Source organism: Bacillus cereus group sp. BcHK124 (assembly GCF_027712065.1).
Taxonomy (GTDB): Bacteria; Bacillota; Bacilli; order Bacillales; family Bacillaceae_G; genus Bacillus_A; species Bacillus_A pacificus.
Map to the genome: position 1 here is coordinate 25,214 of NZ_JAQFPJ010000014.1, position 23,287 is coordinate 48,500.

The window sequence follows — 23,287 nt, forward strand, 5'->3', positions numbered from 1 at the left end:
TGTTAGGAGGATTTTTAATTTCTCAACATATACCAAACAATAACCTCTACCACTACAAGTAACACAGCCCCTAAAATCATTAACGTCGTTTTCTTCAATAGTTCATTTTCACGATACGGTATGTTACATAAATACGCCCCCAGTGTAATCCTTGACGGGCAAGCGATCGTCGCTACTGATGATGCGGTGTTTTGCAATGTTGTAACGTATTGCCACGGGAGTGCTACGTTTTGTGCCGTTTGCATTTGTAGTTTTATAAACATTGCATTTGATCCTGCGTTACTACCTGTTAAAAATCCACCAATAGCGCCAATAAACGGCGCAACGAAAACGAAAAATGTTCCAAATGTATCACCAGCTGTCTTTGCGAGTAATGAATGCATGCCTGATGCCCCCATTAGTTCTGAAATGGCGATAAACATTGTCGTCGTAATCGCAAAAGGAATCCATTGTTTGATCGTTTGTGAGAGTGATTGTTTAATAATATTAGACGGGATGCGGAAGAAAATAATAGTAAATAAGCAAGTCATACTGAGCCAAAATCCTGGTGAATATAGTAACTCTAGTTTGTAAGAGTATGATTTTAAATCAAGAACCGCATATGATCTGAACAAATCATGTAATGCTGGAACGAGGCGAGAAAGTAAAATACAAACTGTTAGAAATATATAAGGGCTAATAATTTTTATAATAGATATTTCTCTTTCTGTTGCCGCAGCATGTTCTGTTATTAAGTTTTGTTCGTTTTTCCCTTTTAATTTAATGATAAGAAAGCCAAATGTAATGGTAACGATAGAACTTAATATACCTGCGAGTTCAACACTTACGTATGCGTTAGAAAGATAGATTCCGAGAGAAAATAATAGAAAGAAGCCGAATCCTTCCTTCCACTTTTCAATAACCGCCTGCCAGCCACCAACAACATGTAAAGAAAGAATAACGAAGTAAGCAAACATCGGGATACTTAATAGCGCTGTATTTGTACCGAGTGTTGTAAGGGGCATGTTTATAAGCTGCGAACCGATAATCGTACCAGTTGCCATTGCCCCCCATGAACTAGCTAGTAAACCAATAAATGAAAGTAGTACAGCTTGAAACGGTTTATAGCCTAATGATAGAAAAATAGGTGCTGCAACCATAAAGCCAATTCCAAATCCACTTACTGATTCAATTAGTGGGCAAATACCAAAACACATAAGAAGCATTTGTAATAAACGATCGTGCGTCACTTCTTCTAGAAAACGTGCTACTTGATCGATGTACCCCCTTTTGTTCATGAGGTGAAATAAAAAAATACCGAAAAACAAAACGTACCCAACAATAAAACAAATTAACCATCCTTTAATCGTTGCGTGTACAGTTTCACTTATCCCTAATTGAAACGTTGGCGAGAGTAAAACGATTCCAACAGACACAGCATAAGAAATTAACGAGGACCTTAATGACGTTTGTTTAAATAAAAATAAACAAATGAAAATCATCATAATTGGGATAAGTGCCAACAATATGGCCATGTTATCATCTCATTTCGTTTAAAATACAATTTTTAACTATTATATAACAGATGCTATAATTTTCAATTGTTTTTAAAACAGATTCAAAAAAGGAACCAAACGGCTCCTTTTTTAATCACTCCCATTTTCTATTATCCTGAAAAACTGTCTGCTGTCCGACCATTTTATCTAACAGAACAAACACAATATAAGCACATATGACTTGCAATACAACATTTCCAAATTTCATGAATTCAAATGAATGGATCCATCGGAATACTTCATTTAATAATACAATCGAAACGATACTAAATAGTTCTATACTAATCGAAAATATACATATTTCTAAAATAGATTGCTCTTGAATGCGATTTAAGTTGGAAAAGATGAATACATATCCTAAAAATAGAGCCATCAACTCTATTTTCGTCATGCTAATGAGCCAAGCGTATAGTGGTACAGTTAAGAGAAGATATAGTAGTTTCCGTCTTAGCATGCTTTCTCCCCCTATAAATTATATGTATTTTCTGTATATTTTAACATTTATTACACAAAACAAAAAGAAGAGACTTATGTCTCTTCTTTTTGTTTTGTTGCCTGTATTAATTCACATATTTCTTCTCGTTTTTCATTTTCTAACAGCTCAATCACTTTACTTCCAACGACAACTCCGTCACATATTGTAATCATGTCTTCTACATGTTCCTTCGTTGAAATACCGAACCCTGCCACTACCGGTAAATGCGTATGTGATTTTACTTTTTCTAAATAACTATGAATCTCCTCTTTAAAATTTTGACGTACGCCTGTTACGCCCGCTACTGTAACGGCGTAGACGAACCCTTCTGATTCACTCGTAATTTTCTCGATTCGCTCAATTGGGCTTGTAACGGTAACGAGTGGGATTAAAGCGATATTTGCAGTTCGGAGAAGCGGTGCAATAATGTCTTGTTCTTCATACGGTAAATCTGGAACGATAATACCGTCCACCCCTGCTTCTATACAATTTTCGATGAATTGTTCTTTTCCGAATGCGAGTACTGGATTTAAATATGTCATAAGTACAAACGGAATTTGTACTTCTTTCCTTACCTCTATTAATGCTTGAAAAATGCCTTTTACTGTTACACCGCTATCTAGTGCTCGTTTCCCTGCCCTTTGAATTGTTGGGCCATCTGCAACTGGATCTGAAAATGGGATACCAATTTCAACGATGCTTGCTCCTGCTTCATCTAGAAAACGAATTCTTTCTTTTAACTTTTCAAGGCCACCATCTCCGCCCATTACGTACGGAATAAATGCTTTCTTACCATTTTCAAATGCTGCTTTAATTTTTTCTACTCCCATCTTTTACACCTCTTCCATATAACGTTTTATACTCTCTACATCTTTATCACCACGGCCAGATAAACAAATGACAAGCCCTTCGTCTTTCTTCATTTGCGCCGCTAATTTTAATGCATATGCGACAGCATGCGAGCTTTCTAACGCCGGGATAATTCCTTCTTTTTTCGTTAATAATTGAAACGCTTCTAACGCTTCATCATCAGTAATGGAATGATAAGAAACGCGGCCAATATCTTTTAGTAAACTATGTTCTGGACCAACCCCCGGGTAATCAAGTCCAGCTGAAATAGAGTGAGCTTCTTGAATTTGTCCTTCTTCATTTTGCAGAAGGTACATCATCGATCCGTGGAGAACGCCAACGCTTCCTTTCGTTAAAGTAGCTGCATGCTGTTCTGTATGAACTCCTTTTCCAGCTGCTTCTACGCCGTAAAGAGCAACTTCTTCATCATGCACGAACGGATAAAACATTCCCATCGCATTACTACCACCACCAATACAAGCAACAACAGCTTCTGGTAACTTTCCTTCTAACGCTTCATATTGTTTTTTCGTTTCTTTCCCAATTACACTTTGGAAATCACGGACAATTTGTGGGAATGGATGTGGTCCAAGAACAGATCCCATAATGTAGTGCGTATCATGCACGTGTGAAACCCAGTAACGAAGCGCCTCGTTTACCGCATCTTTTAATGTACCGCTACCTGCCGCCACACTTTCTACTTTCGCTCCGAGTAATTCCATTCGGAACACATTTAATTTTTGACGTCTTACATCTTCTTCTCCCATAAAAATGACGCATTCTAATCCGAGAAGGGCACATACAGTAGCTGTTGCAACACCGTGTTGTCCAGCCCCTGTTTCAGCGACAACTTTTTTCTTCCCCATTCTTACTGCAAGAAGTGCCTGACCAATTGTATTGTTAATTTTATGAGCTCCTGTATGGTTCAAATCTTCACGTTTTAAATAAATTTTTGCACCGCCGCAATACTTCGTCATATTTTCAGCGAAATAAAGTGGTGTTTCTCTTCCGACGTACGTTTTTAAATAATGATTTAATTCCTTTTGAAACGCCTCATCTTGCATCGCTTCTTTATATGCTTCTTCTAGTTCTAATACAGATTGCATTAACGTTTCTGGAACGTATCGTCCTCCGTATATACCGTAGTGACCTTTTTCATCTGGATATGCGTAGTTCATTTAGAACACTCCTTCGCTTTTATAATAAATTGTTTTATTTTCTCTACATCTTTCTTTCCTTCTGTCTCTACTCCGCTGCTCACATCGACCATATATGGCCGAACAGTTCGAATTGCTTCTTCTATATTAAGAGCATTTAATCCACCAGCTAATATCGTTTTCTCTCGCAACTCTTTTGACATATGCGCGAGTAGTTCCCATGAAAATTTCTTTCCATTTCCTCCGTGAAACTTTTCTTTTGGGCTATCAAACAATATATAATCCGTTTTATATGCTTGAGCATTTTTCATATCAGTCTCTGAAGTTACTCCGAGCGCTTTTATAGACGGAATGTTCAATCTTCTAATTTGATGATTATCTTCATCCCCATGTAGTTGCACATGTGTTAACCCGCAATTCTCCGCAATTTTCTGGATCACTTCTACTGATTCATTTACGAAAACACCAATTTTTAACACGTTGGCTGGAAGCTCCTGAATGATTTCTTTCGCTAGCCCCGGAGTAATTTTCCGCTTACTTTCTGCAAAAACAAATCCGAGTGCATCTGCTCCGTATTCGCAAGTACGTTTTGCTGTTTCCATATCAGTGATGCCGCAAATTTTCACTTTCATATGTTCACCTTACAATCTTCAAAAAAGGTGCGAATAGAAGATGATGTCATAAGTGCCTCTCCAACTAATACACCTTTTGCTCCAGCTCGCTTGACGCGGATTATATCTTCTTTTGAATGAATTCCGCTCTCACTAATCCAAAGTAATTTCTCCTCATTTAATCGTTTTCCAAGCTTTTCTGTTTGGCCTAAATCGACTTCGAATGTTTTTAAATTACGGTTGTTAATACCGATAACGTGCGGATTTAATTCGATTGCAATTTCTAATTCCTCTTCATCATGAATTTCAACAATTGCTTCTAACCCTTTTTCTAGTACGTAGCTATACAGCTCTTTTAACTTCTCTTTCGGTAACGCTGCTACAATTAATAAAATAATATCTGCGCCAGCCTCATACGCTCTATCAATTTGAATCTTATCAATTATGAAATCTTTACATAAAAGCGGAATGTTACTTTCTTCTCTCGCCGTTTGTAAATCATAAAACGAACCTTTAAAAAATTGACCGTCTGTTAAAACAGAAACTGCTCCTGCGCCGCATTCTTCGTATGTTTCCACTTGTTTTCGTACATCAACGTGTAAATTGATATCTCCTTTTGATGGTGATGCTCGCTTTACTTCTGCAATAACAGTAAACTGCTGTAATGATTCTACGAGTGAATGTGTCTTTCTACTTTCTTTTATTGGTGTATATGTTTCATATAATGTCGCAACTTCCTTTTTCTTCTGTTCTACAATTTTATCTAAAATCGTCCCCACTTTAGTTCACCCTTTCTAATTTTTCGTTGCTTGCTGCAATTAATAAGTTTAATTTGGCTAATGCTTTTCCAGAGTCAATGCTATATGCCGCGAGTTTAATTCCTTCTTCAATCGTTTCCGTTTTTCCATTTGCGAAAAGAGCTAGACCTGCATTTAATAAAACTGTATCGCGATAAACACTCTTTTCTCCGCTCAATACGCCGAGCGTAATCTTTGCATTTTCTTTTGAATTTCCCCCTCTAATTTCTTCATTTTTCACTCTTGAAAAACCATACTTTTCTGGATCAATACTCATTTCTACTATTTCATTATCTTTTAAAAGGACTACGTGATTTTCCCCTTGTAATGACGCTTCATCTAAAAAACCACTTCCGTTTACGACAAGCGCTTGTTTCCGGCCTAACTTTTGTAATACTTGCGCAACTGGTAGTAACATATCTCTTTTATAAATGCCGACAAATTGTGTTTCTAAATTTACCGGATTTGTTAAAGGGCCAATTAAGTTAAAGATTGTCGGCACGTTTAATTCTTTTCTTATTTTCATAATGCGTCTTAATGCTGGGTGCATCGCTGGTGCGAATAAAAATGCGATTCCGACATGCTCTAATAAATAATCAATTTCGTTTGGCGTACTGCTAATATTTACACCGAGTTCTTCTAATAAATCTGCACTTCCTGTTTTACTAGAAACAGCACGGTTACCATGTTTTGCAACCTTTACACCAGCTCCTGCCAGTACAAATGCCGATGTTGTACTAATATTAAACGTTTGGGCACCGTCACCACCTGTCCCGCAATTGTCCATCGCTCCTTGTATATGATTCAAAAACGGTAATGCCTTTTCACGAAGAGCTCGGACGAGACCGTATATTTCTTCTGCAGTTTCACCTTTCGCTTTCAGTAAGACTAAGAAAGCTGCAATTTCACTTTCCAATATGTTTTCATTTAATAAAAGAAGTCCTGCTTTATACATTTCCTCTTCTGTTAAATGTTGCCCCTCCACTAATTTACGAAGATAGTTATTCATACTCTTTCCTCCTCTTTCACTTCGCCTAAAAAGGCACGTATTAACTTTCCGCCTTCTTCTGTCGCAATTGATTCCGGATGAAACTGTAATCCAAAGAGTGGATAATAATTGTGACGAACTGCCATAATTTCTCCATCGTCCATCGCTGTCGCTAGTATGTCAAAACACTGCGGCAAGCTTGTTTGTGCTGCAACAAGAGAATGGTAGCGCATCGCTGTTAGCGGTTGTGTCACATACGAAAAAATTGACGTTCCGTTATGTTTCACACGTGATGTTTTTCCTTGTTTAATGCGCTCTGCTCTTACAATATCTCCTCCAAATGCTGATATAATTGCTTGATGACCAAGACAAATACCTAATATGGGAACGTTCTTATAAAAATGACGAATCACTTCCATACAAATTCCAGCATCTTCTGGTTTTCCTGGTCCTGGTGAAAGCACAATTCCTTTCGGCTTCATTTCTTCTAATTGTTCTATCGTTATTTGATCATTTCTTACGACAACAATTTCTTCTTCGTATTCGCCTAGTAGTTGATACAAGTTATATGTGAATGAATCATAATTATCGATAAGTACAATCATTTCATTACCTCCAAGAGCGCTCTCGCTTTATTTAATGTTTCTTCATATTCAGCTACTGGGTCTGAATCGTAGACGATCCCCGCTCCTGCCTGAACGTATGCTTTCTCATCTTTCACGACCATTGTTCGAATGGCAAGCGCCATATCAAGATTCCCTGAAAAACTAACGTATCCAACTGCACCGGCGTACACATTTCTTTTTTCATTCTCTAGCTCATTTATAATTTCCATCGCTCTAATTTTCGGAGCACCTGATACCGTCCCCGCCGGTAAGCAATGCGCTAATGCATCAAATCCGCTCATTTGTTTTCGCAATGTTCCGTAAACTTCAGATACAATGTGCATAACGTGAGAATATTTTTCTACTTTCATATATTTATCTATCGTAACTGAGCCGATTTCACTCACTCTACCAATATCATTTCGCCCAAGATCTACAAGCATCATATGCTCTGCTCGCTCTTTCTCATTGCCTAACAGTTCTTTTTCGATTTCCTCATCTTCCTTCTTCGTTTTCCCCCTCGGTCTCGTACCCGCAATCGGGTTCGTCATCACTTTATCGTCTCTTACCGATAGCAAACTTTCTGGCGAAGAACCGAGTACAACATAATCTTGAAAATCGATATAAAACATATATGGTGATGGATTGGCAATTCGTAGTTTTCGGTATAACGCGAATGGATCACCAATACATTCACTTTGTAAACGCTGGGATAATACGACTTGGAATATGTCCCCGGCCCCGATGTGTTCTTTCGCCGTTTCTACCATTACGCAAAATTCTTTTTCCGTTATAGAAGAAGTGAATGATAATGTTGATCTTATTTCAGTTACTTCCGCTTCTTCTCCCTGTAGCACTTCCTCTTTGTATACTCGCAGCCTTTCGTATACTTCTTCATAATCTGCTGCATCATCTTCCCTGCATACATATACAAACGACAACTTTTGGCGTAAGTGGTCATACACGATAAACTCACGGTACAGTAAAAGGTGTACCTCTGGAATATTCAATGGATCGTGTAAATTTGCTCCAATGTTTTCATATTGCCGAATAACGTCATAGCCAATATAACCAACTGCTCCTCCGCAAAACGGAAATGGACTGTCTACTTGAGCTGACGCGATTTCTTCTTCTAACACTTCTAGTACGTTACCTTGCAACTTTTCTGCCCGGCCGTAAATCGTTCGTTCCACTTCCGTACCGATACTTTTCACTTCCCCATACGGATTACACCCTAAGTAGGAATAGCGTCCTTTATCTTGATGAAGCTGTGAACTTTCTAATAAGAATTTCTTCTTCCCTTTCATACGTCTATATAAAGAAATTGGCGTAATGCTATCTCCTTCTTCTTCAGTGATTACTAAAAATGTCTTTCTCTCTCTTTTTTGTTTTATAAATTCTTCTTTCGTCATCATGTCCTTCACCTCGTCCTGAAAAATAAAAAAGCCCCCTACATATCGAAAATATGTAGAGGACGATAAATATACCGCGGTACCACCTCGTATTGGATGCAAAAGCATCCCGCTTTGTTCAGGTACAAAATATATACCTTATCCTTGTAACGGCGGAACCCGGGTTGCCTACTGAAAATAATTGTTCAGCATACCTCTCGTAAGCCCATTCCGTATATGGTACCGCACCGGGCTCCCACCTATTCCCGGCTCTCTGTAACGTCTCCAATATACGTACTCTTCTTACTGAAACGATTTCATTTATTTAATTTTTTATACACAAAAAGGGAGTACTCATCCTATAGAAAGGACGGGTACTCCCGTGGTGCCACCTTAATTCGTTACGAATGTAACGCACTTTACCGTATCAAAAACAATACGTGTCTCTTGTATCGATGAGATCATGTCGCCAAAGCCTACTTCTTTCGTTTCGGTTTGGAAGCTCCGAAGCCCATTCCACATCAATTCCATACTGATTCGCACCAACCATCAGCTCTCTGACATGTTCATCATGTGTACTCTTCTTCATCAACGCTTGCATTTTTTTAAGTTGCACTCATTATAGACCTGACTTTTTTCATAAGTCAATACTTTTTTAAAAATTTTATTTTTCTTTCCTTTCAATATTATATTGACAAAACAACCTCTTTTTATGTAAATATAATAAATACTCTATTAAAAATAAGGTTTTTTGTATGAATATTATATATTAAAAAAGTAAAATGATATCAAAAAACGCTTACATTTCTGAAAATTCATATTTCTGTATGGATTTTTCAGAATAATCATGATAGATTATAAATATGCATAACGCATCAAAAGACATGACAAAAGGAAGGGGAACTTCATGAGTACGCAGATGTTAACTTTAACTTCAATCTCTATTTACATGCTCGGGATGTTAGTCATTGGCTATTTCGCCTATAAACGAACGTCCAACTTAACAGATTATATGCTTGGCGGGCGTACACTAGGCCCCGCAGTAACAGCATTAAGTGCTGGAGCATCCGATATGAGTGGGTGGCTTTTAATGGGCTTACCCGGTGCAATGTTTAGCGTTGGATTAAGTAGTAGTTGGATTGCGATCGGCCTGACACTAGGCGCATACGCAAACTGGCTATATGTCGCTCCTCGCTTACGTACCTACTCTGAAATTGCAAACAACTCTATTACTATCCCAGAATTTTTGGAACACCGTTTCCACGACAAATCTCACATGCTACGCTTAGTATCTGGACTTGTTATTATGATTTTCTTTACTTTTTATGTAGCTTCAGGACTCGTTTCAGGTGCTGTATTATTTGAAAATTCATTTGGTATGAACTACCACGTTGGATTATTCATTGTAGCTGGCGTTGTTGTTGCTTACACATTATTTGGTGGTTTCTTAGCAGTAAGTTGGACAGACTTCGTGCAAGGAATCATTATGGTAATTGCTCTTATTCTTGTTCCTACTGTTACAATTATGAATGTAAATGGACTTGGTCCAGCATTTAGCACAATTAAATCAATTGATCCAACATTATTAGATATTTTTAAAGGTACTTCTGTATTAGGTATTATTTCATTATTCGCATGGGGCCTTGGTTATGTTGGACAACCTCATATTATCGTACGCTTTATGGCAATTTCTTCTGTAAAAGAGATTAAAAGTGCGCGACGAATTGGTATGAGCTGGATGATTTTCTCTGTTGTCGGAGCTATGTTTACTGGTCTTATCGGTATTGCGTACTACTCAGACAAAGGATTAACACTATCCAATCCAGAGACAATTTTCCTTGAACTTGGAAAAATTTTATTCCACCCACTGATTACTGGATTTTTATTAGCCGCTATTTTAGCAGCAATTATGAGTACAATCTCATCTCAGTTACTCGTTACTTCTAGTGCTGTAACGGAAGACTTATATCGTACTTTCTTTAAACGTTCTGCTTCTGATAAAGAGCTTGTATTTGTCGGCCGTATGGCTGTTCTTGTTATTGCATTAGTTGGGTGTGCATTAGCGTTTAAACAAAATGATACGATTTTAGCTCTTGTTGGATACGCTTGGGCTGGATTTGGTTCTTCATTCGGACCTGCTATTTTATTAAGCTTATATTGGAAACGTATGACGAAGTGGGGCGCACTTGCTGGTATGATTTCTGGTGCTGCTACAGTAATTATTTGGACGCAATTCAAATTCTTAAAAGAATTCTTATATGAAATGATTCCTGGTTTTACTATTAGTTTACTAGTAATCATAATTGTTAGTTTACTAACACAATCTTCAAAAGAAGTTGAAGAGCACTTTGAGACTTTTGAAAAGCAACATAGTCATAATCTATAAAGGAAAAGCTCTGCTGTTATCGTATCAGCAGAGTTTTCTTTTTTCTCAAAGTTCGACAATCTTCTGCTCGAATTTAACAATTTCTTTATGTTTCATTAAATTAAACGTAACACTACTCCTTTATAGTAGTACTATCAGCACTTATACAGAAAGGGGACTCCAACATGTTAGCAGCTTTCCAGCAACAACAAACACGAAAATTTTCACCTATCACCAATACTTCTGCGTCTTGTTTGAACATACAACCTAATCCACCTAAAATTTCAATTGCTCCTTCTGTTATTTCAGTCATCGGTGTTCATATGGAAAAAAACAAGTTAAAAGTACGAACGGGACAAAGTACTGAGTTATCCGCTACTGTTTTGCCAGTACAAGCAACGAATAAAGAACTTGTTTGGACAAATATGAATGCTGATGTTATCACACTGTATCCAAAAGGTGACACGGTAACGATTACTGGAAAAAGTGCAGGTAGAGCAGTCGTAATTGTTACAACTGCTGAAGGAAAGTTCCGTGACCTATGTATCATTCATGTACAACCTTATATGACAAATCCAAAGTAAAGGAGTGGCTACGAAGCCACTCTTTTACTTTGTTTCAATGTGTGAATTTTTACTTGTAACGAGATTGATGAATTGCTCTTTATCTTTAGGAGAAATAATTTCTGTTTGATGTGATCCATAAATAATTTCAAGTCGATCAAATGATAAGGCATAAGCTGCTACTGGATTTTTCGTATTTGAAATCTTTTTTATATCTCGTATAAATATGCGCTTTTTAACGAAGCCTGATCTAATAATAATTGTTTCTTCTCCGACAATATATTTTGTCGAAAACCAACTCCACATAAATAATATGGCTAATGGGATTGTGAAAAATAAAAGAAAATATTCTCTTCCTGCAAATATGGGAGCAAAACACGCTCCAATGACAACGAAAAAAATCGGATATAGCCATATATCTTTTTTTGATGGAAATTCCATTAAACTTCCCCTCTCTTGATTTAAGTCAATGAACCTCCTCTTCTTCTCTATTACAATGAAAACACCATTAGGATAGGAGGACGTATTATGACTGAACGAAAGTATGCATTACTTGCTGGCTCTTCTCTTCTTGTTATGGCAGCCATTGCATTTTTTTCTTACGGTTTTGTTCATGGACATCTCATTGTACAAGAAAACGCGAGTACAACATTCCATAATATCCAAACTTCAAATTCACTTTTCAAAGCAGAAATCTTCGGTTGGATTATTATTTTTATTACTGATATTGTCGCCGCATGGGCTCTTTATTTCTTTCTAAAACCTATTCATACTAGCCTCTCATTACTAGCATCCTTGCTTCGTCTTATGTATACATCGATACTTGGGATCGCTATATTCAATCTAATATTAGTATTGCTACTTTCAAAAAGCACAATCGCAAATTCAGAAACATATACGATGTTGTTTCTCAGTTCATTCGAGTACACTTGGTCTGTAGGGTTAATCATTTTCGGCTTACATCTTTTTGTTTTAGGTTATGTAACTTTTCTATGTAAACATATACCGAAATGTATTAGTATACTACTATTCTTGGCTTCTATCGGTTATATCGTAATTCACGTCATGAATACAATGTTTTCACAATATGATGCGATGATCTCCATTCTTAATGTTGTCTTTCAACTACCGATGATCGCAGGTGAACTCGGATTTAGTATATGGCTATTGATTAAAGGTGGAAAAAACGCTACTGTTTGAGTCGTTTCTTAATTCTGCTTAATGATTCTGGCGTAATACCTAGATAACTCGCCAATTGATATTGAGGAACACGATTGATTAAATGCGGTCGTTTTTGTAATAATGATTTGTAGCGCTCTTCTGGTGTCGATGCAATAAATAATGAAAGTTCTTCTTGTACCTCACCGAAATTGTATTCAATCATTTGGCGTGTCATTTCTTCTAATTGTGAATATTTCTTATACATGTCCTTTTCACTATGCAGGTCGCCAACTACAACTAGACAGTCTTCTAAACACGTTAACGTATGCGGGGATGATTTATCTTGTTTATGATGATTAAAATTTGCGATTGTTTGTTCTTCTGTATAAAAATTTGATGTAACTTCTTTTCCTGCTTCATCTATACTATGTTGTCTAACGCATCCTTTTAATACAAAATAACATTTTAACGAAACATCTCCTTGCCTTAGAAGCACTGTTCCTTTTTTATATTCTTCAATTTGTAATTCACTGAGAATCATGTGCTGCTCTTCTTCACTTAGTGTTGTAAGGCTCTGCATATATTTCTTTAATATCTCTTCCATTTCCCTCCCCCTTCTACGCCCGTATTTCTATAAAACAAAAAGAGAAGTATCACAACTTCTCTTTTCTCTCTTAACATTATAATTCCTGTGTATAAACAGGCTCGTTTACGACATTTTTTGCTGTTCTTTTTTGTTGCTGCAATAAGAAAACAGATACACCAAACAATACGAGTATGCTACCGATCATTTGCATAGCATTTAATCTTTCCCCAAGTAAGAAGAACGCTAGTATTGACGCTCCAACTGGTTCACCTAAAATACTCATTGAAATTGTTGTTGCATTTACGTAGTTTAATAACCAGTTATTAATGACGTGTGACACTGTCGGCACGACCGCAAGTAAAAGAAAAATGGTCCAATCCCACTTTGTATAACCTGTAAAAGGCACTTGCAATGCTATATTATAAATCCCCATAAAAATACCTGCAAATGCAAAGACTGTAAAGCTGTAAATCCAGTGTGATACTTTCTTTACTGTCGTTTGGCCGATAAATAAATAACCAACAACTGCTATTACACTTAAAAAGGATAATATATCGCCATAAATTGCTTGTTCACTTAGTCCTAAATCTCCCCAACCAATACACACTACACCTAATATCGCAATTCCCATTGTCGCAATGGCTGAGTATGTTGTTCTTTCTTTAAATAAGAAAAAACCTCCAACTAAAGATACGATTGGTTGAAGCGCTAAAATAATCGTCGAACTCGCAACTGTTGTATGCTTTAAAGATTCAAACCATAAAAGAAAATGAAGTGCTAAAAAGAAACCAGATCCGATTAAAAATCCCCAATCTTTTATTTGAATCTTACTAAACTCTTCCCGTTTTTTCCAAACAATAGGCAGCATAAGAAGTACGATAATCCATAATCGATACATACTTAATATGGAAGATGGTGCCGAGGACATCTTTACAAAAACTGCTGCGAATGAAATGGCTATAATGGAAATAGCTAATGGTAGCGCGATTGACCTTTCTTGTTTCAAATTCCGTCTCCCCTCTCACCTGTCAAAAATCCCACTTCATTATATCCGTTTTCTTCCCTAACTTAAATACTAATTTTTTAGATTCTTCGTACCATTATGGTAAAATAGAAACGAAAGCACCTATTAGTGAATATTTCTTTCTTTTTCACTACAAGCGTCGCTCTTACAATCATTACAGTAAATTTTTATTTAGGGGGATCTACATGAATCAAACAATTGGGAGAATTGAAGAGATTTCATTTTATAGTGCATCACTTCAAGAAGATGTTACACTTCTCGTTTACTTACCGGTAAATTACACACCGCTGCACAAACATACAGTTGTAATTGCACAAGATGGCAGAGATTATTTTCAGCTTGGGAAAGCACACCGTGTAATTGAGCGCCTTCGTGAAACTGAAGAAATTGACCGTACAATTATTGTCGGTATTCCATATAAAAATGTACACGATCGTAAAGAAAAATATTTCCCAAACGAAGTAAAAAACGCTGCGTATATTCGTTTCCTTGCTCATGAACTTGCACCATATATCGATGAGAATTATCCAACGTACCAAATGGGAAAAGGTCGTGTGTTAATTGGTGATTCTCTTGGCGGAACAGTTTCCTTTATGACCGCACTTATGTATCCGCATACATTCGGTAAAGTCGTTATGCAATCACCATTTGTGGATGAAACAGTAATAAACTTAGCAAAAGACTTCAAAAATCCGGAGGCGCTAGAGCTTTATCACGTTATTGGGACAGAAGAAACAGCTGTAAAGCGCACTGATGGACAAGTATCTGATTTCGTAGGGCCGAACCGTGAGCTTAATACCCTTCTGACAGATCGAAATTTCATCACGCATTACGAGGAGTTTGAAGGTAATCATACGTGGAAATATTGGCAAACTGATTTACCGAAAGCTTTCTCTCATATGCTATCAATGAAATAATAGAGAGCAGTATTCAGAATAATTTGATATAATAGATTAAGAGAGTTATTTTCTCAAAATCTAACTAGACTTACAAAGGGAGGAATTGGAACATGAAATTAGGCATTGTAATTTTTCCATCTAAAATGATTCAAGATAAAGCGAACGGATTGCGTAAACGTTATGATCCGCACTACGCATTAGTTCCGCCACATATTACATTGAAAACACCCTTTGAGACGCAAGATGAACAATTAGAATCGATTGTAAACGAGTTACATACAATCGCAAGTAAAACGAACCCTTTTACCCTTCATGTTGGAAAAGTTGGTTCATTCGCACCTGTTAATAATGTTCTTTATTTTAAAGTAGAAAAAACACCTGAACTTACTTTCTTAAATGAGGAAATGCATAGCGGATTCTTTACACAAGAACGCGAATACGCTTTTGTACCTCATTTAACAATTGGACAAGGCTTATCAGATGCAGAGCATGCTGATGTACTAGGTCGATTACGTATGAAAGATTTCTATTACGAACAACCAATTGACCGCTTCCATCTTCTATATCAATTAGAAAACGGAACATGGACTGTACACGAAACATTCCGCCTTGGAAAGGGGAACAACTAATTTGCATGCACAGATCGTACAAACGGACGAACAACTAAGAGATGCATTCTCTGTACGTAAGCAAGTATTTGTGAAGGAACAGCAAGTTTCTGCCGAAGAAGAGTATGATGAGTTTGAAGAAACTTCCATACACGTTGTTATATATGATAATGATGTTCCCGTTGGTGCTGGGCGTTTTCGCACCATTGATGGAATAGGAAAAATGGAACGCATTTGCGTACTAGCTTCCCATCGAAAAAAAGGCATCGGAAAAATTGTTATGGACGCACTTGAAGCATATGCGAAGGAAAACTCGCTATCAAAATTAAAGTTGCATGCTCAAACACATGCTGAAGATTTCTATAAGAAACTTGGATATGTAACGAGTTCTGATGTATTTATGGAAGCAAATATTCCTCACGTCGTTATGATAAAAGAATTGTAATTTGAAAACAGGAGGTATCCCCTCCTGTTTTTTACATTGCTATTTTCTTTTTCTTCCGCTAAAGTTAAATGTTGATGCTATAGTTTTGAAGGTGAATATATGACACAAGAAAAATTTTCACAAAAATCATTAACGCACGCTGATATTCCACGTGCAACATATCATATTCCAAAAACATCTACCCATTTAATTATGGAAGAAGATGCAGATGCGGCGTATTTCCGCGCTCTCGAACAACAAAATGTATTTTTAAACGAAAAACAATTAGAGGCCGTTCGAACGACAGAAGGTCCTGTTCTTACATTAGCTGGTGCCGGAAGCGGGAAAACATCTGTTTTAACAACTCGCGTCGGTTATTTAGTAAATGTGAAACAAGTTCATCCGCGAAATATTTTATTACTTACATTTACACAAAAAGCGGCTGAAGAAATCCGAAATCGTGTAGCGAATTTACCGGGTATGAATCATGCGGCAAGTAGCTACGTTGTTGCCGGTACGTTCCACTCTGTCTTTTTAAAATTGCTTCGTAGTCAAGGATATAATCAGCAAATTTTAGCAAACGAAAAACATAAACAAATTATGATAAAGAAAATTTTAAAAGAATTGCGTTTAAAAGACGATTATGATGCTGAAACGATGCTCGCGATGATTTCACTTGAGAAAAACAAGTTGAATCGTCCGAAAGATGTAAAAGCAAAAACACCCGTTGAACAAGAATTTAAAGAAGTATACGAGCGTTTTGAAGAAGTGAAACAACGATATAATTATATCGATTTCGATGACATCTTATTAGAAACATATTATATGTTAGAAAATAACGCTCCTTTGCTTACCCAATTACAACAACGTTTCCACTATATTGAAGTAGATGAGTTCCAAGATACATCGTATGCTCAATATGAAATTGTAAAATTGTTAGCTTCGCCAAGAAATAATTTATTTATCGCAGGTGATGACGATCAAGCTATATACGGTTGGCGAGGAGCAAGTCACCAAATTATTTTATCTTTTCCAAAAGAATTTGATAACACTACGATTATCGCCCTTAATACGAATTATCGATCCAATCCTTTTATTGTCGGACTTGGAAATGAAGTTATCAAACTAAATCAAGAACGGTTTGATAAAGAGCTATATTCTGTTCATGAAGAAGGTGTACAACCTTTTTATGCAAGACCGGCTACGACTCTTGATGAAGCAAATCAAATTTTGCAGCTCATTCAAGAAAAAGTAGATAGTGGTGAACGAAATTATAAAGATTTTTGTTTGCTGTATCGCACACATTCTGTAAGCCGTTCGTTACTTGATCAGCTTACCATTCATAAAATCCCGTTTATTAAGCACGGTGCGAGTCAGTCATTTTATGAACATTCTTTAATTAAGCCTGTATTGGATCATTTACGACTCGTAATTGAACCATTTCGATTAGAATCACTTTCAAACATATTACCAACGATGTATATCGGGCGTGATGATTGTATTTCATTTATTGAACGTGAACAATGGAAATATGGTGAAGGCCGTTTCCCTTCTCTTCTTCATTTCTTATTATTAAATCCGAACTTAAAACCTTTTCAAGTGAAAAAGGTAAATGAGCGTATCGATTTTATTAAATTTATAAAAGAATTAGAACCGAAAAAAGCATTAAAAGAAATTATTCATGGTAAAGGAAAGTATTTAGAATACTTACAAAGTAACGATCGTTCTTCCTTTACGATGCATAAAGATATACAAGAAGAAATGTTAGAAGAATTAATGGAGTCGGCAAATCGCTTCACCGACATTCCAGCTTATTTACAATTTATTGATGAAGCCATTCAAGGTCAAAAAGAAATGGAAGCATTAAAAACAATGCCGCAAAAAGATGCTGTTTCACTTATGTCTATTCATAACGCAAAAGGCCTTGAATTTCCATGTGTCTTTTTACTCGGAGCGAGCGATGGTATTCTGCCCCATACTTCTTCTTTAAAAGATGCAAATGATCGTGTTACAGAGACTTCTGAAGCTTTAGAAGAAGAACGCCGACTACTTTATGTCGCAATTACACGTGCGAAAGAAGAATTGTACATTTCCTCTCCGCAATTTTTTAGAGGAAAAAAATTAGATATATCTCGCTTTTTGTATACTGTGCGAAAAGATTTACCTGAAAAGACATCCACGAAATAAGGATGTCTTTTTTTATATTGCAATATGTACATCCCTCCTATATAAATTCCCTCTTTTTATCATAAGAATTAACGTAATATCAACCATATCCCACTCATATTGTAATAGTGTATGTCAGAACTCACGAGAAGGAGTGAACATAATGAGCTGCAATTGTAACGAAGATCATCAACATGATTTTGATTTCAACTGTGTATCTAATGTCGTTCGTTTTATACATGAACTACAAGAATGTGCAACAACAACATGCGGATCTGGTTGTGAAGTCCCCTTTCTAGGAGCACATAATAGCGCATCAGTAGCAAATACACGTCCTTTTATTTTATACACAAAAGCCGGAACACCATTTGAAGCATTCGCGCCATCTGCAAGCCTTTCTAGCTGCCAATCTCCAATTTTCCGTGTCGAGAGTATAGATGATGATGATTGCGCTGTATTGCGTGTATTAACTGTTGTATTAGGTGACGGTTCTCCTGTACCACCTGGTGATAATCCAATTTGTACGTTTTTAGCTGTACCAAATGCAAGATTAATATCGACCAACACTTGTCTTACTGTTGATTTAAGTTGCTTCTGCGCTATTCAATGCTTACGTGATGTTACGATTTAAAACTAAATAATGAGTTAAGCATGGATTGGGTGGCAGAATTATCTGCCACCCAATCCATGCTTAACGAGTATTATTATGTAAATTTCTTAAAATTGGGAACTTGTCTAGAACATAGAACCTGTCCTTTTCATTAACTGAAAGTAGAAACAGATAAAGGAGTGAAAAACATGTTCTCTTCTGATTGCGAATTTACAAAAATCGATTGTGAGGCGAAACCAGCTAGTACACTACCTGCCTTCGGTTTTGCTTTCAACGCGTCTGCACCTCAGTTCGCTTCATTATTTACACCACTACTATTACCTAGCGTAAGTCCAAACCCAAATATTCCTGTTCCTGTAATAAATGATACAGTAAGTGTCGGAGATGGCATTCGAATTCTACGAGCTGGTATTTATCAAATCAGTTATACATTAACAATTAGTCTTGATAATGTACCTACTGCACCAGAAGCTGGTCGTTTCTTCTTATCATTAGGTACACCGGCTAACATTATTCCTGGATCAGGTACAGCGGTTCGTTCTAACGTTATTGGTACTGGTGAAGTAGACGTATCCAGTGGTGTTATTCTTATTAACTTAAACCCTGGTGACTTAATTCAAATTGTACCAGTTGAGTTAATTGGAACTGTAGACATCCGTGCTGCAGCATTAACAGTTTCACAAATTGGTTAGTAAAAAGCGGTATTTCTTCATTGAAATACCGCTTTTTATATGTATAATAAAAAACACTCACAGTAGCATGAGTGTTTCATTCTTCATAGTGTTTTATTGTATTCTTCTTTTTCCCACAATTGCATCCTTTTTTCTTCACAAATCCTTGTTGTTGCAATTGTTCTTGATATGCCTGTTGTTGTGCATAGTGCTGTTGCTGTATGTTATACCATTGCTGCAGGTCATATGAATTTTGCCTTGGATTATTGCTCACAGCAAACATCTCCTCTACTGTCAATTCTGTCTATTTACTATATGAACAACTCTTTATTTCCGTTCCCTCATTCTTTTAAACTCCGCTTTTTCTCTTAGTATGAAAATATATTATTCTCCCATAAAATATCCTGTAATCGTTTCAATGATTGCTGCTGCTCCTGCAATAGCTAATAACGCAAGTAACGGCTCTGCAACGATTGGAATCCAATTATATAAAACTAATAAAAAAGCACTAACCCATACACCTGTACACCAATAACAGCTTAATAATTCGCCAATCCACTTTCTTAATCCTTTACCTTTTACTTTTGTAAAAGTTGATACACTTCCATCCGGCTCTGTAATCTCTAATTCGTCAATAAACGGTCTTCGCAAAAAAGCTGTAATTTTATCATAAACAATTAAACGGGTGAGCCTAAAAGCCGCTAACGCGAAAATAAAAAATAAAAGCCAACTTGTAAACAGCATGATTCCACCTTCCCTTATCTTCTTTCGCCTATTTAAAAAAAAAGGTCTTGAGATTGTGACCAAATCTCCTCGACTCCAATATCTTATTAATGTAAATACAAACAAGAAGATAAGGAGTGACATTAATGAGTTGTAACGAAAATAAACACCATGGCTCTTCTCATTGTGTAGTTGACGTTGTAAAATTCATCAATGAATTACAAGATTGTTCTACAACAACGTGTGGATCTGGTTGTGAAATCCCATTTTTAGGGGCACACAATAGTGCTTCAGTAGCAAATACACGCCCTTTTATTTTATACACAAAAGCTGGAACAGCATTTGAAGCATTTGCACCATCTGCAAGCCTTGTTAGCTGCCAATCTCCAATTTTCCGTGTGGAAAGTGTAGATGATGATAGCTGTGCTGTGCTACGTGTATTAACTGTTGTATTAGGTGACGGTTCTCCTGTACCACCTGGTGATAATCCAATTTGTACGTTTTTAGCTGTACCAAATGCAAGATTAGTATCAACTAACACTTGCCTTACTGTTGATTTAAGCTGTTTCTGTGCTATCCAGTGCTTACGCGACGTTTCTATCTAATAAGTGAAGTAAACTAAAAAACTATTGGGGTGGTAGAAGATTTCTACCACCTTTACATATTTAAAAGCCGGCCATACTAATCGACTGGATATCATCTATAGACAACTTAATATCTCGCATGCTATTTGGTGGCATAATCGCTACAATTCCATTACGATACGATATGATTGATCCAACATATGAAACTGTAGCTGTTTTTATTCTGCACCTTACTTTCGGAATATAATGAGGGCGATTTAATAAAAAATGAATTCTCTCTTCGTTATTCATATCCTTAAATGATTTATTATATGGAACAGTTCTCACTGGCTCTTGCTGTTCTTGTACTTGTTCCTCTTCTTCTATTTTCCCTTCCACTTGCTGCTCCTCTTGTTGTTCCTGTTCTTGTTCTATGACCTCTTCCACAGCACTACTTACAACATTTTCGTTTCTATTACTTTCCTCTTTTCGATCCTCATTTTCAAAGTTTGTTAAAATAATTCTTTTTATTTTCGGTGCAGCAAGTTCCAAACTTACTTGCGCAATATATAACAACGGTTTTCCAACTGTTGAACTTTTATTTTTATTCTTCACACTCGTCCCTCCCACTTCCATACGTAGCTGGATAAATCGTGTACTATTATAGTTATATTCATCACATGGTAAGAACTTTCGTTAAAAATCGTTCTTTCCAAGAACAAATAAAAAGGACAATCTCAACATGTAGAGATTGTCCTTTAACAGTTCATATTATAATTATCCTAAGATATGATACCCTGAATCAACGTGAATGTTTTCTCCTGTTACGCCGCGTGCTAAATCACTGAATAAGAATACTGCTGTATCCCCAACTTCTTCTGGAGTTGTTGTACGACGAAGTGGTGCGCGCTCCTCAATTTCTCTTAAGATTGAGTTAAAGTCGCCTACACCTTTTGCAGATAACGTACGAATTGGACCTGCAGAAATAGCGTTAACGCGAATGCCATGTTGGCCTAAATCGTTCGCTAAATATTTCACGCTCGCTTCTAATGAAGCTTTCGCAACGCCCATAACGTTATAGTTTTTCACAACGCGCTCGCCGCCAAGATATGTTAACGTTAAAATATTTCCGCCTTCTGTCATTACTTTCTTCGCTTCTCTTGCTACAGCTGTTAAAGAGAATGCACTAATATTTTGTGCAAGTAAAAATCCGTCGCGAGAAGTATCTACAAATTCACCTTTTAAGTCGTCACGATTTGCAAAAGCAATACAGTGCGCTACACCGTGAATTGTACCAACTTCTTGCTTGATTGTTTCAAAACAAGCTGTAAGTTCTTCATCATTTGTTACATCACAAGGTAATACAAGTGATTCTTGTCCTTCTAATGTATCCGCTAATTCACGAACATTTCTCTCTAAACGTTCTCCTGCATATGTGAAGATTAATTTTGCACCTGCATTATGCAAAGAGCGAGCAATTCCCCATGCAATACTTCTTTGGTTCGCAACGCCCATAACAACAAATGTTTTCCCTTGTAATAGTTCCATGATATATCCTCCCAGAAATACTTATACTTGTTATTAGTACCTGATACTATAATTATAGTAACATAAAACCTCTTAAAGGCAAACAAAAAAGTCATTAACTGAAAATTGTTAATGACTTTTTGTTTCTATAAAAAAACGCTCTAATCCTTCTTCCCAAGAAGGCATTTGTAAAAAACCATTTAATCGTAGCATGTTATGTTGGAAAATAGAATATTTTGGTCTCGCTGCCGCCGCTCCAAATTCTTCAGTTGAAACCGGTAATACATCCACTTTCATATTTGCATACGAAAATATTTTCTTTGCAAATTCAAACCAAGAACATGATCCTCTATTGGATATGTGATACGTACCGTATAAAGAAGTATGAATGAGCTTATTAATCATTACATTTAAATCCGCCACATACGTAGGAGAACCGATTTGATCCGCTACAACAGATACTTCTTCTCTTTCTTTCCCTAATCGCATCATCGTTTTCACAAAATTATTTCCATACTTACCATACAACCATGACGTACGAACGATAAAGTATTTATTATGTAACTCTTTGACGAACTGCTCTCCCGCATATTTAGAAGCCCCGTATATATTTATCGGCGCCGGATTATGAAATTCATCGTACCCTTCCGGTCTATCACCTTGAAATACATAATCCGTACTAATATAAACTAACTTCGCCCCCACTATTTGTGAGGCAACTGCTACATTTCGAGCCCCTATTGCATTTATTCTATAAGCAAGATCTCGTTCTTTCTCAGCTTGATCAACCTTCGTATACGCTGCACAATGAATAATGATATGTGGCCTTATTTCTTGTACTACTTGCTGCACTTTGGATATATTTGTTATATCTAGTAACTTTTTATCAAATGGATATATGTCATATTCTTCAGGATTTAACTCTTCTTGTAGTTGCTTTCCCAATTGACCATTTGCTCCTGTTATGATAATCCGTTCTCTCATTTATA

27 protein-coding genes and 2 other annotated features are annotated in these 23,287 nt (G+C 36.7%); of the genes, 10 read left to right on the plus strand and 17 right to left on the minus strand.

Going from position 1 to position 23,287, the window contains the following annotated elements; genetic code table 11:
* Nucleotides 1–14 precede the first annotated feature (14 nt).
* From PDK19_RS18880 to trpE, 9 genes are all read right to left on the minus strand, one after another.
* On the minus strand, nucleotides 15–1,514 hold the full coding sequence (locus PDK19_RS18880; protein WP_270707812.1) for an L-lactate permease: 1,500 nt from the start codon (nucleotides 1,512–1,514) through the stop codon (nucleotides 15–17).
* A 115-nt stretch (nucleotides 1,515–1,629) separates the two neighbouring features.
* Complete coding sequence (locus PDK19_RS18885) at nucleotides 1,630–1,989, minus strand: DUF4029 domain-containing protein (protein WP_014893209.1); 360 nt, start codon at nucleotides 1,987–1,989, stop codon at nucleotides 1,630–1,632.
* A gap of 74 nt (nucleotides 1,990–2,063) precedes the next feature.
* A complete protein-coding gene (gene trpA / locus PDK19_RS18890) occupies nucleotides 2,064–2,840 on the minus strand; it encodes a tryptophan synthase subunit alpha (RefSeq protein ID WP_074614858.1) in 777 nt (258 codons plus the stop codon).
* A gap of 3 nt (nucleotides 2,841–2,843) precedes the next feature.
* Nucleotides 2,844–4,037 carry a tryptophan synthase subunit beta gene (trpB, locus tag PDK19_RS18895; protein ID WP_001105023.1) on the minus strand — a complete coding sequence of 398 codons (1,194 nt, stop codon included), beginning with the start codon at nucleotides 4,035–4,037 and terminating at the stop codon, nucleotides 2,844–2,846.
* Entirely contained in the window at nucleotides 4,034–4,648 is a 615-nt protein-coding gene (gene trpF / locus PDK19_RS18900) for an N-(5'phosphoribosyl)anthranilate isomerase (protein ID WP_000865124.1), read from the minus strand. Before trpF ends, trpB begins: the two co-directional genes overlap by 4 nt.
* Nucleotides 4,645–5,406, minus strand: coding sequence for an indole-3-glycerol phosphate synthase TrpC (gene trpC, locus PDK19_RS18905; RefSeq protein WP_000536712.1), 762 nt, complete (start codon nucleotides 5,404–5,406; stop codon nucleotides 4,645–4,647). Before trpC ends, trpF begins: the two co-directional genes overlap by 4 nt.
* Nucleotide 5,407: 1 nt before the next feature.
* Nucleotides 5,408–6,433 carry an anthranilate phosphoribosyltransferase gene (gene trpD / locus PDK19_RS18910; protein WP_270707818.1) on the minus strand — a complete coding sequence of 342 codons (1,026 nt, stop codon included), beginning with the start codon at nucleotides 6,431–6,433 and terminating at the stop codon, nucleotides 5,408–5,410.
* Nucleotides 6,430–7,017, minus strand: a complete 588-nt coding sequence (locus tag PDK19_RS18915; RefSeq protein ID WP_208735034.1) for an aminodeoxychorismate/anthranilate synthase component II — start codon at nucleotides 7,015–7,017, stop codon at nucleotides 6,430–6,432. The genes trpD and PDK19_RS18915 overlap by 4 nt, the downstream gene beginning before the upstream one ends.
* Entirely contained in the window at nucleotides 7,014–8,432 is a 1,419-nt protein-coding gene (gene trpE / locus PDK19_RS18920; protein ID WP_270707821.1) for an anthranilate synthase component I, read from the minus strand. The genes PDK19_RS18915 and trpE overlap by 4 nt, the downstream gene beginning before the upstream one ends.
* Before the next feature lie 52 nt (nucleotides 8,433–8,484).
* Nucleotides 8,485–8,729 (minus strand) — a binding site (T-box leader).
* A 42-nt stretch (nucleotides 8,730–8,771) separates the two neighbouring features.
* Nucleotides 8,772–9,009 (minus strand) — a binding site (T-box leader).
* A 306-nt stretch (nucleotides 9,010–9,315) separates the two neighbouring features.
* On the opposite strand from trpE, the gene putP reads away from it, so the two are divergent.
* The gene (putP, locus tag PDK19_RS18925; RefSeq protein ID WP_049122633.1) at nucleotides 9,316–10,794 is read left to right on the plus strand and encodes a sodium/proline symporter PutP; all 1,479 of its coding nucleotides are present in this window, start codon (nucleotides 9,316–9,318) and stop codon (nucleotides 10,792–10,794) included.
* 164 nt (nucleotides 10,795–10,958) lie between these two features.
* Nucleotides 10,959–11,357, plus strand: coding sequence for an Ig-like domain-containing protein (locus tag PDK19_RS18930; RefSeq protein ID WP_049111391.1), 399 nt, complete (start codon nucleotides 10,959–10,961; stop codon nucleotides 11,355–11,357).
* A gap of 24 nt (nucleotides 11,358–11,381) precedes the next feature.
* Here PDK19_RS18930 and PDK19_RS18935 read toward each other — a convergent pair whose 3' ends face one another.
* Nucleotides 11,382–11,777 (minus strand): PH domain-containing protein, encoded by a 396-nt coding sequence (locus tag PDK19_RS18935; RefSeq protein WP_014893211.1) that lies wholly within the window; start codon nucleotides 11,775–11,777, stop codon nucleotides 11,382–11,384.
* Nucleotides 11,778–11,864: 87 nt separating this feature from the next.
* Between PDK19_RS18935 and PDK19_RS18940 the strand changes: the two genes are divergently transcribed.
* Nucleotides 11,865–12,536, plus strand: coding sequence for a DUF4386 domain-containing protein (locus PDK19_RS18940; protein ID WP_049111390.1), 672 nt, complete (start codon nucleotides 11,865–11,867; stop codon nucleotides 12,534–12,536).
* Here PDK19_RS18940 and PDK19_RS18945 read toward each other — a convergent pair.
* Nucleotides 12,526–13,101 (minus strand): Crp/Fnr family transcriptional regulator, encoded by a 576-nt coding sequence (locus PDK19_RS18945; RefSeq protein WP_014893212.1) that lies wholly within the window; start codon nucleotides 13,099–13,101, stop codon nucleotides 12,526–12,528. The two genes, PDK19_RS18940 and PDK19_RS18945, sit on opposite strands and share 11 nt — an antisense overlap.
* A 76-nt stretch (nucleotides 13,102–13,177) precedes the next feature.
* Nucleotides 13,178–14,089, minus strand: coding sequence for a DMT family transporter (locus tag PDK19_RS18950; protein ID WP_000808258.1), 912 nt, complete (start codon nucleotides 14,087–14,089; stop codon nucleotides 13,178–13,180).
* Between the two features lie 203 nt (nucleotides 14,090–14,292).
* On the opposite strand from PDK19_RS18950, the gene PDK19_RS18955 reads away from it, so the two are divergent.
* The 6 genes from PDK19_RS18955 (at nucleotide 14,293) to exsF (ending at nucleotide 19,506) form a co-directional block, all read left to right on the plus strand.
* Nucleotides 14,293–15,024, plus strand: a complete 732-nt coding sequence (locus tag PDK19_RS18955; RefSeq protein ID WP_001076842.1) for an alpha/beta hydrolase — start codon at nucleotides 14,293–14,295, stop codon at nucleotides 15,022–15,024.
* A gap of 92 nt (nucleotides 15,025–15,116) precedes the next feature.
* Nucleotides 15,117–15,635, plus strand: a complete 519-nt coding sequence (locus PDK19_RS18960) for a YjcG family protein (protein WP_000765878.1) — start codon at nucleotides 15,117–15,119, stop codon at nucleotides 15,633–15,635.
* A 1-nt stretch (nucleotide 15,636) separates the two neighbouring features.
* On the plus strand, nucleotides 15,637–16,059 hold the full coding sequence (locus PDK19_RS18965; RefSeq protein ID WP_000543278.1) for a GNAT family N-acetyltransferase: 423 nt from the start codon (nucleotides 15,637–15,639) through the stop codon (nucleotides 16,057–16,059).
* A 99-nt stretch (nucleotides 16,060–16,158) separates the two neighbouring features.
* On the plus strand, nucleotides 16,159–18,225 hold the full coding sequence (locus PDK19_RS18970) for an ATP-dependent helicase (RefSeq protein ID WP_049122635.1): 2,067 nt from the start codon (nucleotides 16,159–16,161) through the stop codon (nucleotides 18,223–18,225).
* A gap of 142 nt (nucleotides 18,226–18,367) precedes the next feature.
* Complete coding sequence (cotY, locus tag PDK19_RS18975) at nucleotides 18,368–18,835, plus strand: spore coat protein CotY (RefSeq protein ID WP_001277714.1); 468 nt, start codon at nucleotides 18,368–18,370, stop codon at nucleotides 18,833–18,835.
* 167 nt (nucleotides 18,836–19,002) lie between these two features.
* Complete coding sequence (exsF, locus tag PDK19_RS18980; protein ID WP_000492932.1) at nucleotides 19,003–19,506, plus strand: exosporium protein ExsF; 504 nt, start codon at nucleotides 19,003–19,005, stop codon at nucleotides 19,504–19,506.
* Nucleotides 19,507–19,582: 76 nt separating this feature from the next.
* Here exsF and PDK19_RS18985 read toward each other — a convergent pair whose 3' ends face one another.
* Together PDK19_RS18985 and PDK19_RS18990 are read right to left on the minus strand one after the other, a co-directional pair.
* On the minus strand, nucleotides 19,583–19,768 hold the full coding sequence (locus tag PDK19_RS18985; protein WP_002194706.1) for a hypothetical protein: 186 nt from the start codon (nucleotides 19,766–19,768) through the stop codon (nucleotides 19,583–19,585).
* Between the two features lie 101 nt (nucleotides 19,769–19,869).
* Nucleotides 19,870–20,229, minus strand: a complete 360-nt coding sequence (locus PDK19_RS18990) for a DUF1360 domain-containing protein (protein WP_000899662.1) — start codon at nucleotides 20,227–20,229, stop codon at nucleotides 19,870–19,872.
* A gap of 125 nt (nucleotides 20,230–20,354) precedes the next feature.
* Here PDK19_RS18990 and exsY point away from each other — a divergent pair, with 125 nt between their 5' ends.
* Entirely contained in the window at nucleotides 20,355–20,813 is a 459-nt protein-coding gene (gene exsY / locus PDK19_RS18995) for an exosporium assembly protein ExsY (protein ID WP_001277726.1), read from the plus strand.
* 60 nt (nucleotides 20,814–20,873) lie between these two features.
* Here the strand turns inward: exsY and PDK19_RS19000 are convergent, their stop codons facing one another.
* The 3 genes from PDK19_RS19000 to rfbD form a co-directional block, all read right to left on the minus strand.
* A complete protein-coding gene (locus PDK19_RS19000; protein WP_074614861.1) occupies nucleotides 20,874–21,407 on the minus strand; it encodes a spore coat CotO family protein in 534 nt (177 codons plus the stop codon).
* A gap of 141 nt (nucleotides 21,408–21,548) precedes the next feature.
* On the minus strand, nucleotides 21,549–22,319 hold the full coding sequence (gene fabI, locus PDK19_RS19005; protein ID WP_000421885.1) for an enoyl-ACP reductase FabI: 771 nt from the start codon (nucleotides 22,317–22,319) through the stop codon (nucleotides 21,549–21,551).
* 108 nt (nucleotides 22,320–22,427) lie between these two features.
* Complete coding sequence (rfbD, locus tag PDK19_RS19010; protein WP_270707827.1) at nucleotides 22,428–23,282, minus strand: dTDP-4-dehydrorhamnose reductase; 855 nt, start codon at nucleotides 23,280–23,282, stop codon at nucleotides 22,428–22,430.
* Nucleotides 23,283–23,287 lie beyond the last annotated feature (5 nt).

Bases quoted from the DNA above. Each gene is read 5' to 3' on its own strand.
- PDK19_RS18945 (WP_014893212.1), bottom strand. From the start codon at position 13,101: ATGGAAGAGATATTAAAGAAATATATGCAGAGCCTTACAACACTAAGT.
- PDK19_RS18970 (WP_049122635.1), top strand. From the start codon at position 16,159: ATGACACAAGAAAAATTTTCACAAAAATCATTAACGCACGCTGATATT.
- putP (WP_049122633.1), top strand. From the start codon at position 9,316: ATGAGTACGCAGATGTTAACTTTAACTTCAATCTCTATTTACATGCTC.
- PDK19_RS18955 (WP_001076842.1), top strand. From the start codon at position 14,293: ATGAATCAAACAATTGGGAGAATTGAAGAGATTTCATTTTATAGTGCA.
- trpB (WP_001105023.1), bottom strand. From the start codon at position 4,037: ATGAACTACGCATATCCAGATGAAAAAGGTCACTACGGTATATACGGA.
- trpF (WP_000865124.1), bottom strand. From the start codon at position 4,648: ATGAAAGTGAAAATTTGCGGCATCACTGATATGGAAACAGCAAAACGT.
- PDK19_RS18985 (WP_002194706.1), bottom strand. From the start codon at position 19,768: ATGTTTGCTGTGAGCAATAATCCAAGGCAAAATTCATATGACCTGCAG.
- exsY (WP_001277726.1), top strand. From the start codon at position 20,355: ATGAGTTGTAACGAAAATAAACACCATGGCTCTTCTCATTGTGTAGTT.
- trpA (WP_074614858.1), bottom strand. From the start codon at position 2,840: ATGGGAGTAGAAAAAATTAAAGCAGCATTTGAAAATGGTAAGAAAGCA.
- PDK19_RS19000 (WP_074614861.1), bottom strand. From the start codon at position 21,407: ATGGAAGTGGGAGGGACGAGTGTGAAGAATAAAAATAAAAGTTCAACA.
- fabI (WP_000421885.1), bottom strand. From the start codon at position 22,319: ATGGAACTATTACAAGGGAAAACATTTGTTGTTATGGGCGTTGCGAAC.
- PDK19_RS18915 (WP_208735034.1), bottom strand. From the start codon at position 7,017: ATGATTGTACTTATCGATAATTATGATTCATTCACATATAACTTGTAT.
- trpE (WP_270707821.1), bottom strand. From the start codon at position 8,432: ATGATGACGAAAGAAGAATTTATAAAACAAAAAAGAGAGAGAAAGACA.
- PDK19_RS18885 (WP_014893209.1), bottom strand. From the start codon at position 1,989: ATGCTAAGACGGAAACTACTATATCTTCTCTTAACTGTACCACTATAC.
- PDK19_RS18935 (WP_014893211.1), bottom strand. From the start codon at position 11,777: ATGGAATTTCCATCAAAAAAAGATATATGGCTATATCCGATTTTTTTC.
- PDK19_RS18990 (WP_000899662.1), bottom strand. From the start codon at position 20,229: ATGCTGTTTACAAGTTGGCTTTTATTTTTTATTTTCGCGTTAGCGGCT.
- trpD (WP_270707818.1), bottom strand. From the start codon at position 6,433: ATGAATAACTATCTTCGTAAATTAGTGGAGGGGCAACATTTAACAGAA.
- PDK19_RS18960 (WP_000765878.1), top strand. From the start codon at position 15,117: ATGAAATTAGGCATTGTAATTTTTCCATCTAAAATGATTCAAGATAAA.
- exsF (WP_000492932.1), top strand. From the start codon at position 19,003: ATGTTCTCTTCTGATTGCGAATTTACAAAAATCGATTGTGAGGCGAAA.
- PDK19_RS18930 (WP_049111391.1), top strand. From the start codon at position 10,959: ATGTTAGCAGCTTTCCAGCAACAACAAACACGAAAATTTTCACCTATC.
- PDK19_RS18880 (WP_270707812.1), bottom strand. From the start codon at position 1,514: ATGGCCATATTGTTGGCACTTATCCCAATTATGATGATTTTCATTTGT.
- cotY (WP_001277714.1), top strand. From the start codon at position 18,368: ATGAGCTGCAATTGTAACGAAGATCATCAACATGATTTTGATTTCAAC.
- rfbD (WP_270707827.1), bottom strand. From the start codon at position 23,282: ATGAGAGAACGGATTATCATAACAGGAGCAAATGGTCAATTGGGAAAG.
- PDK19_RS18940 (WP_049111390.1), top strand. From the start codon at position 11,865: ATGACTGAACGAAAGTATGCATTACTTGCTGGCTCTTCTCTTCTTGTT.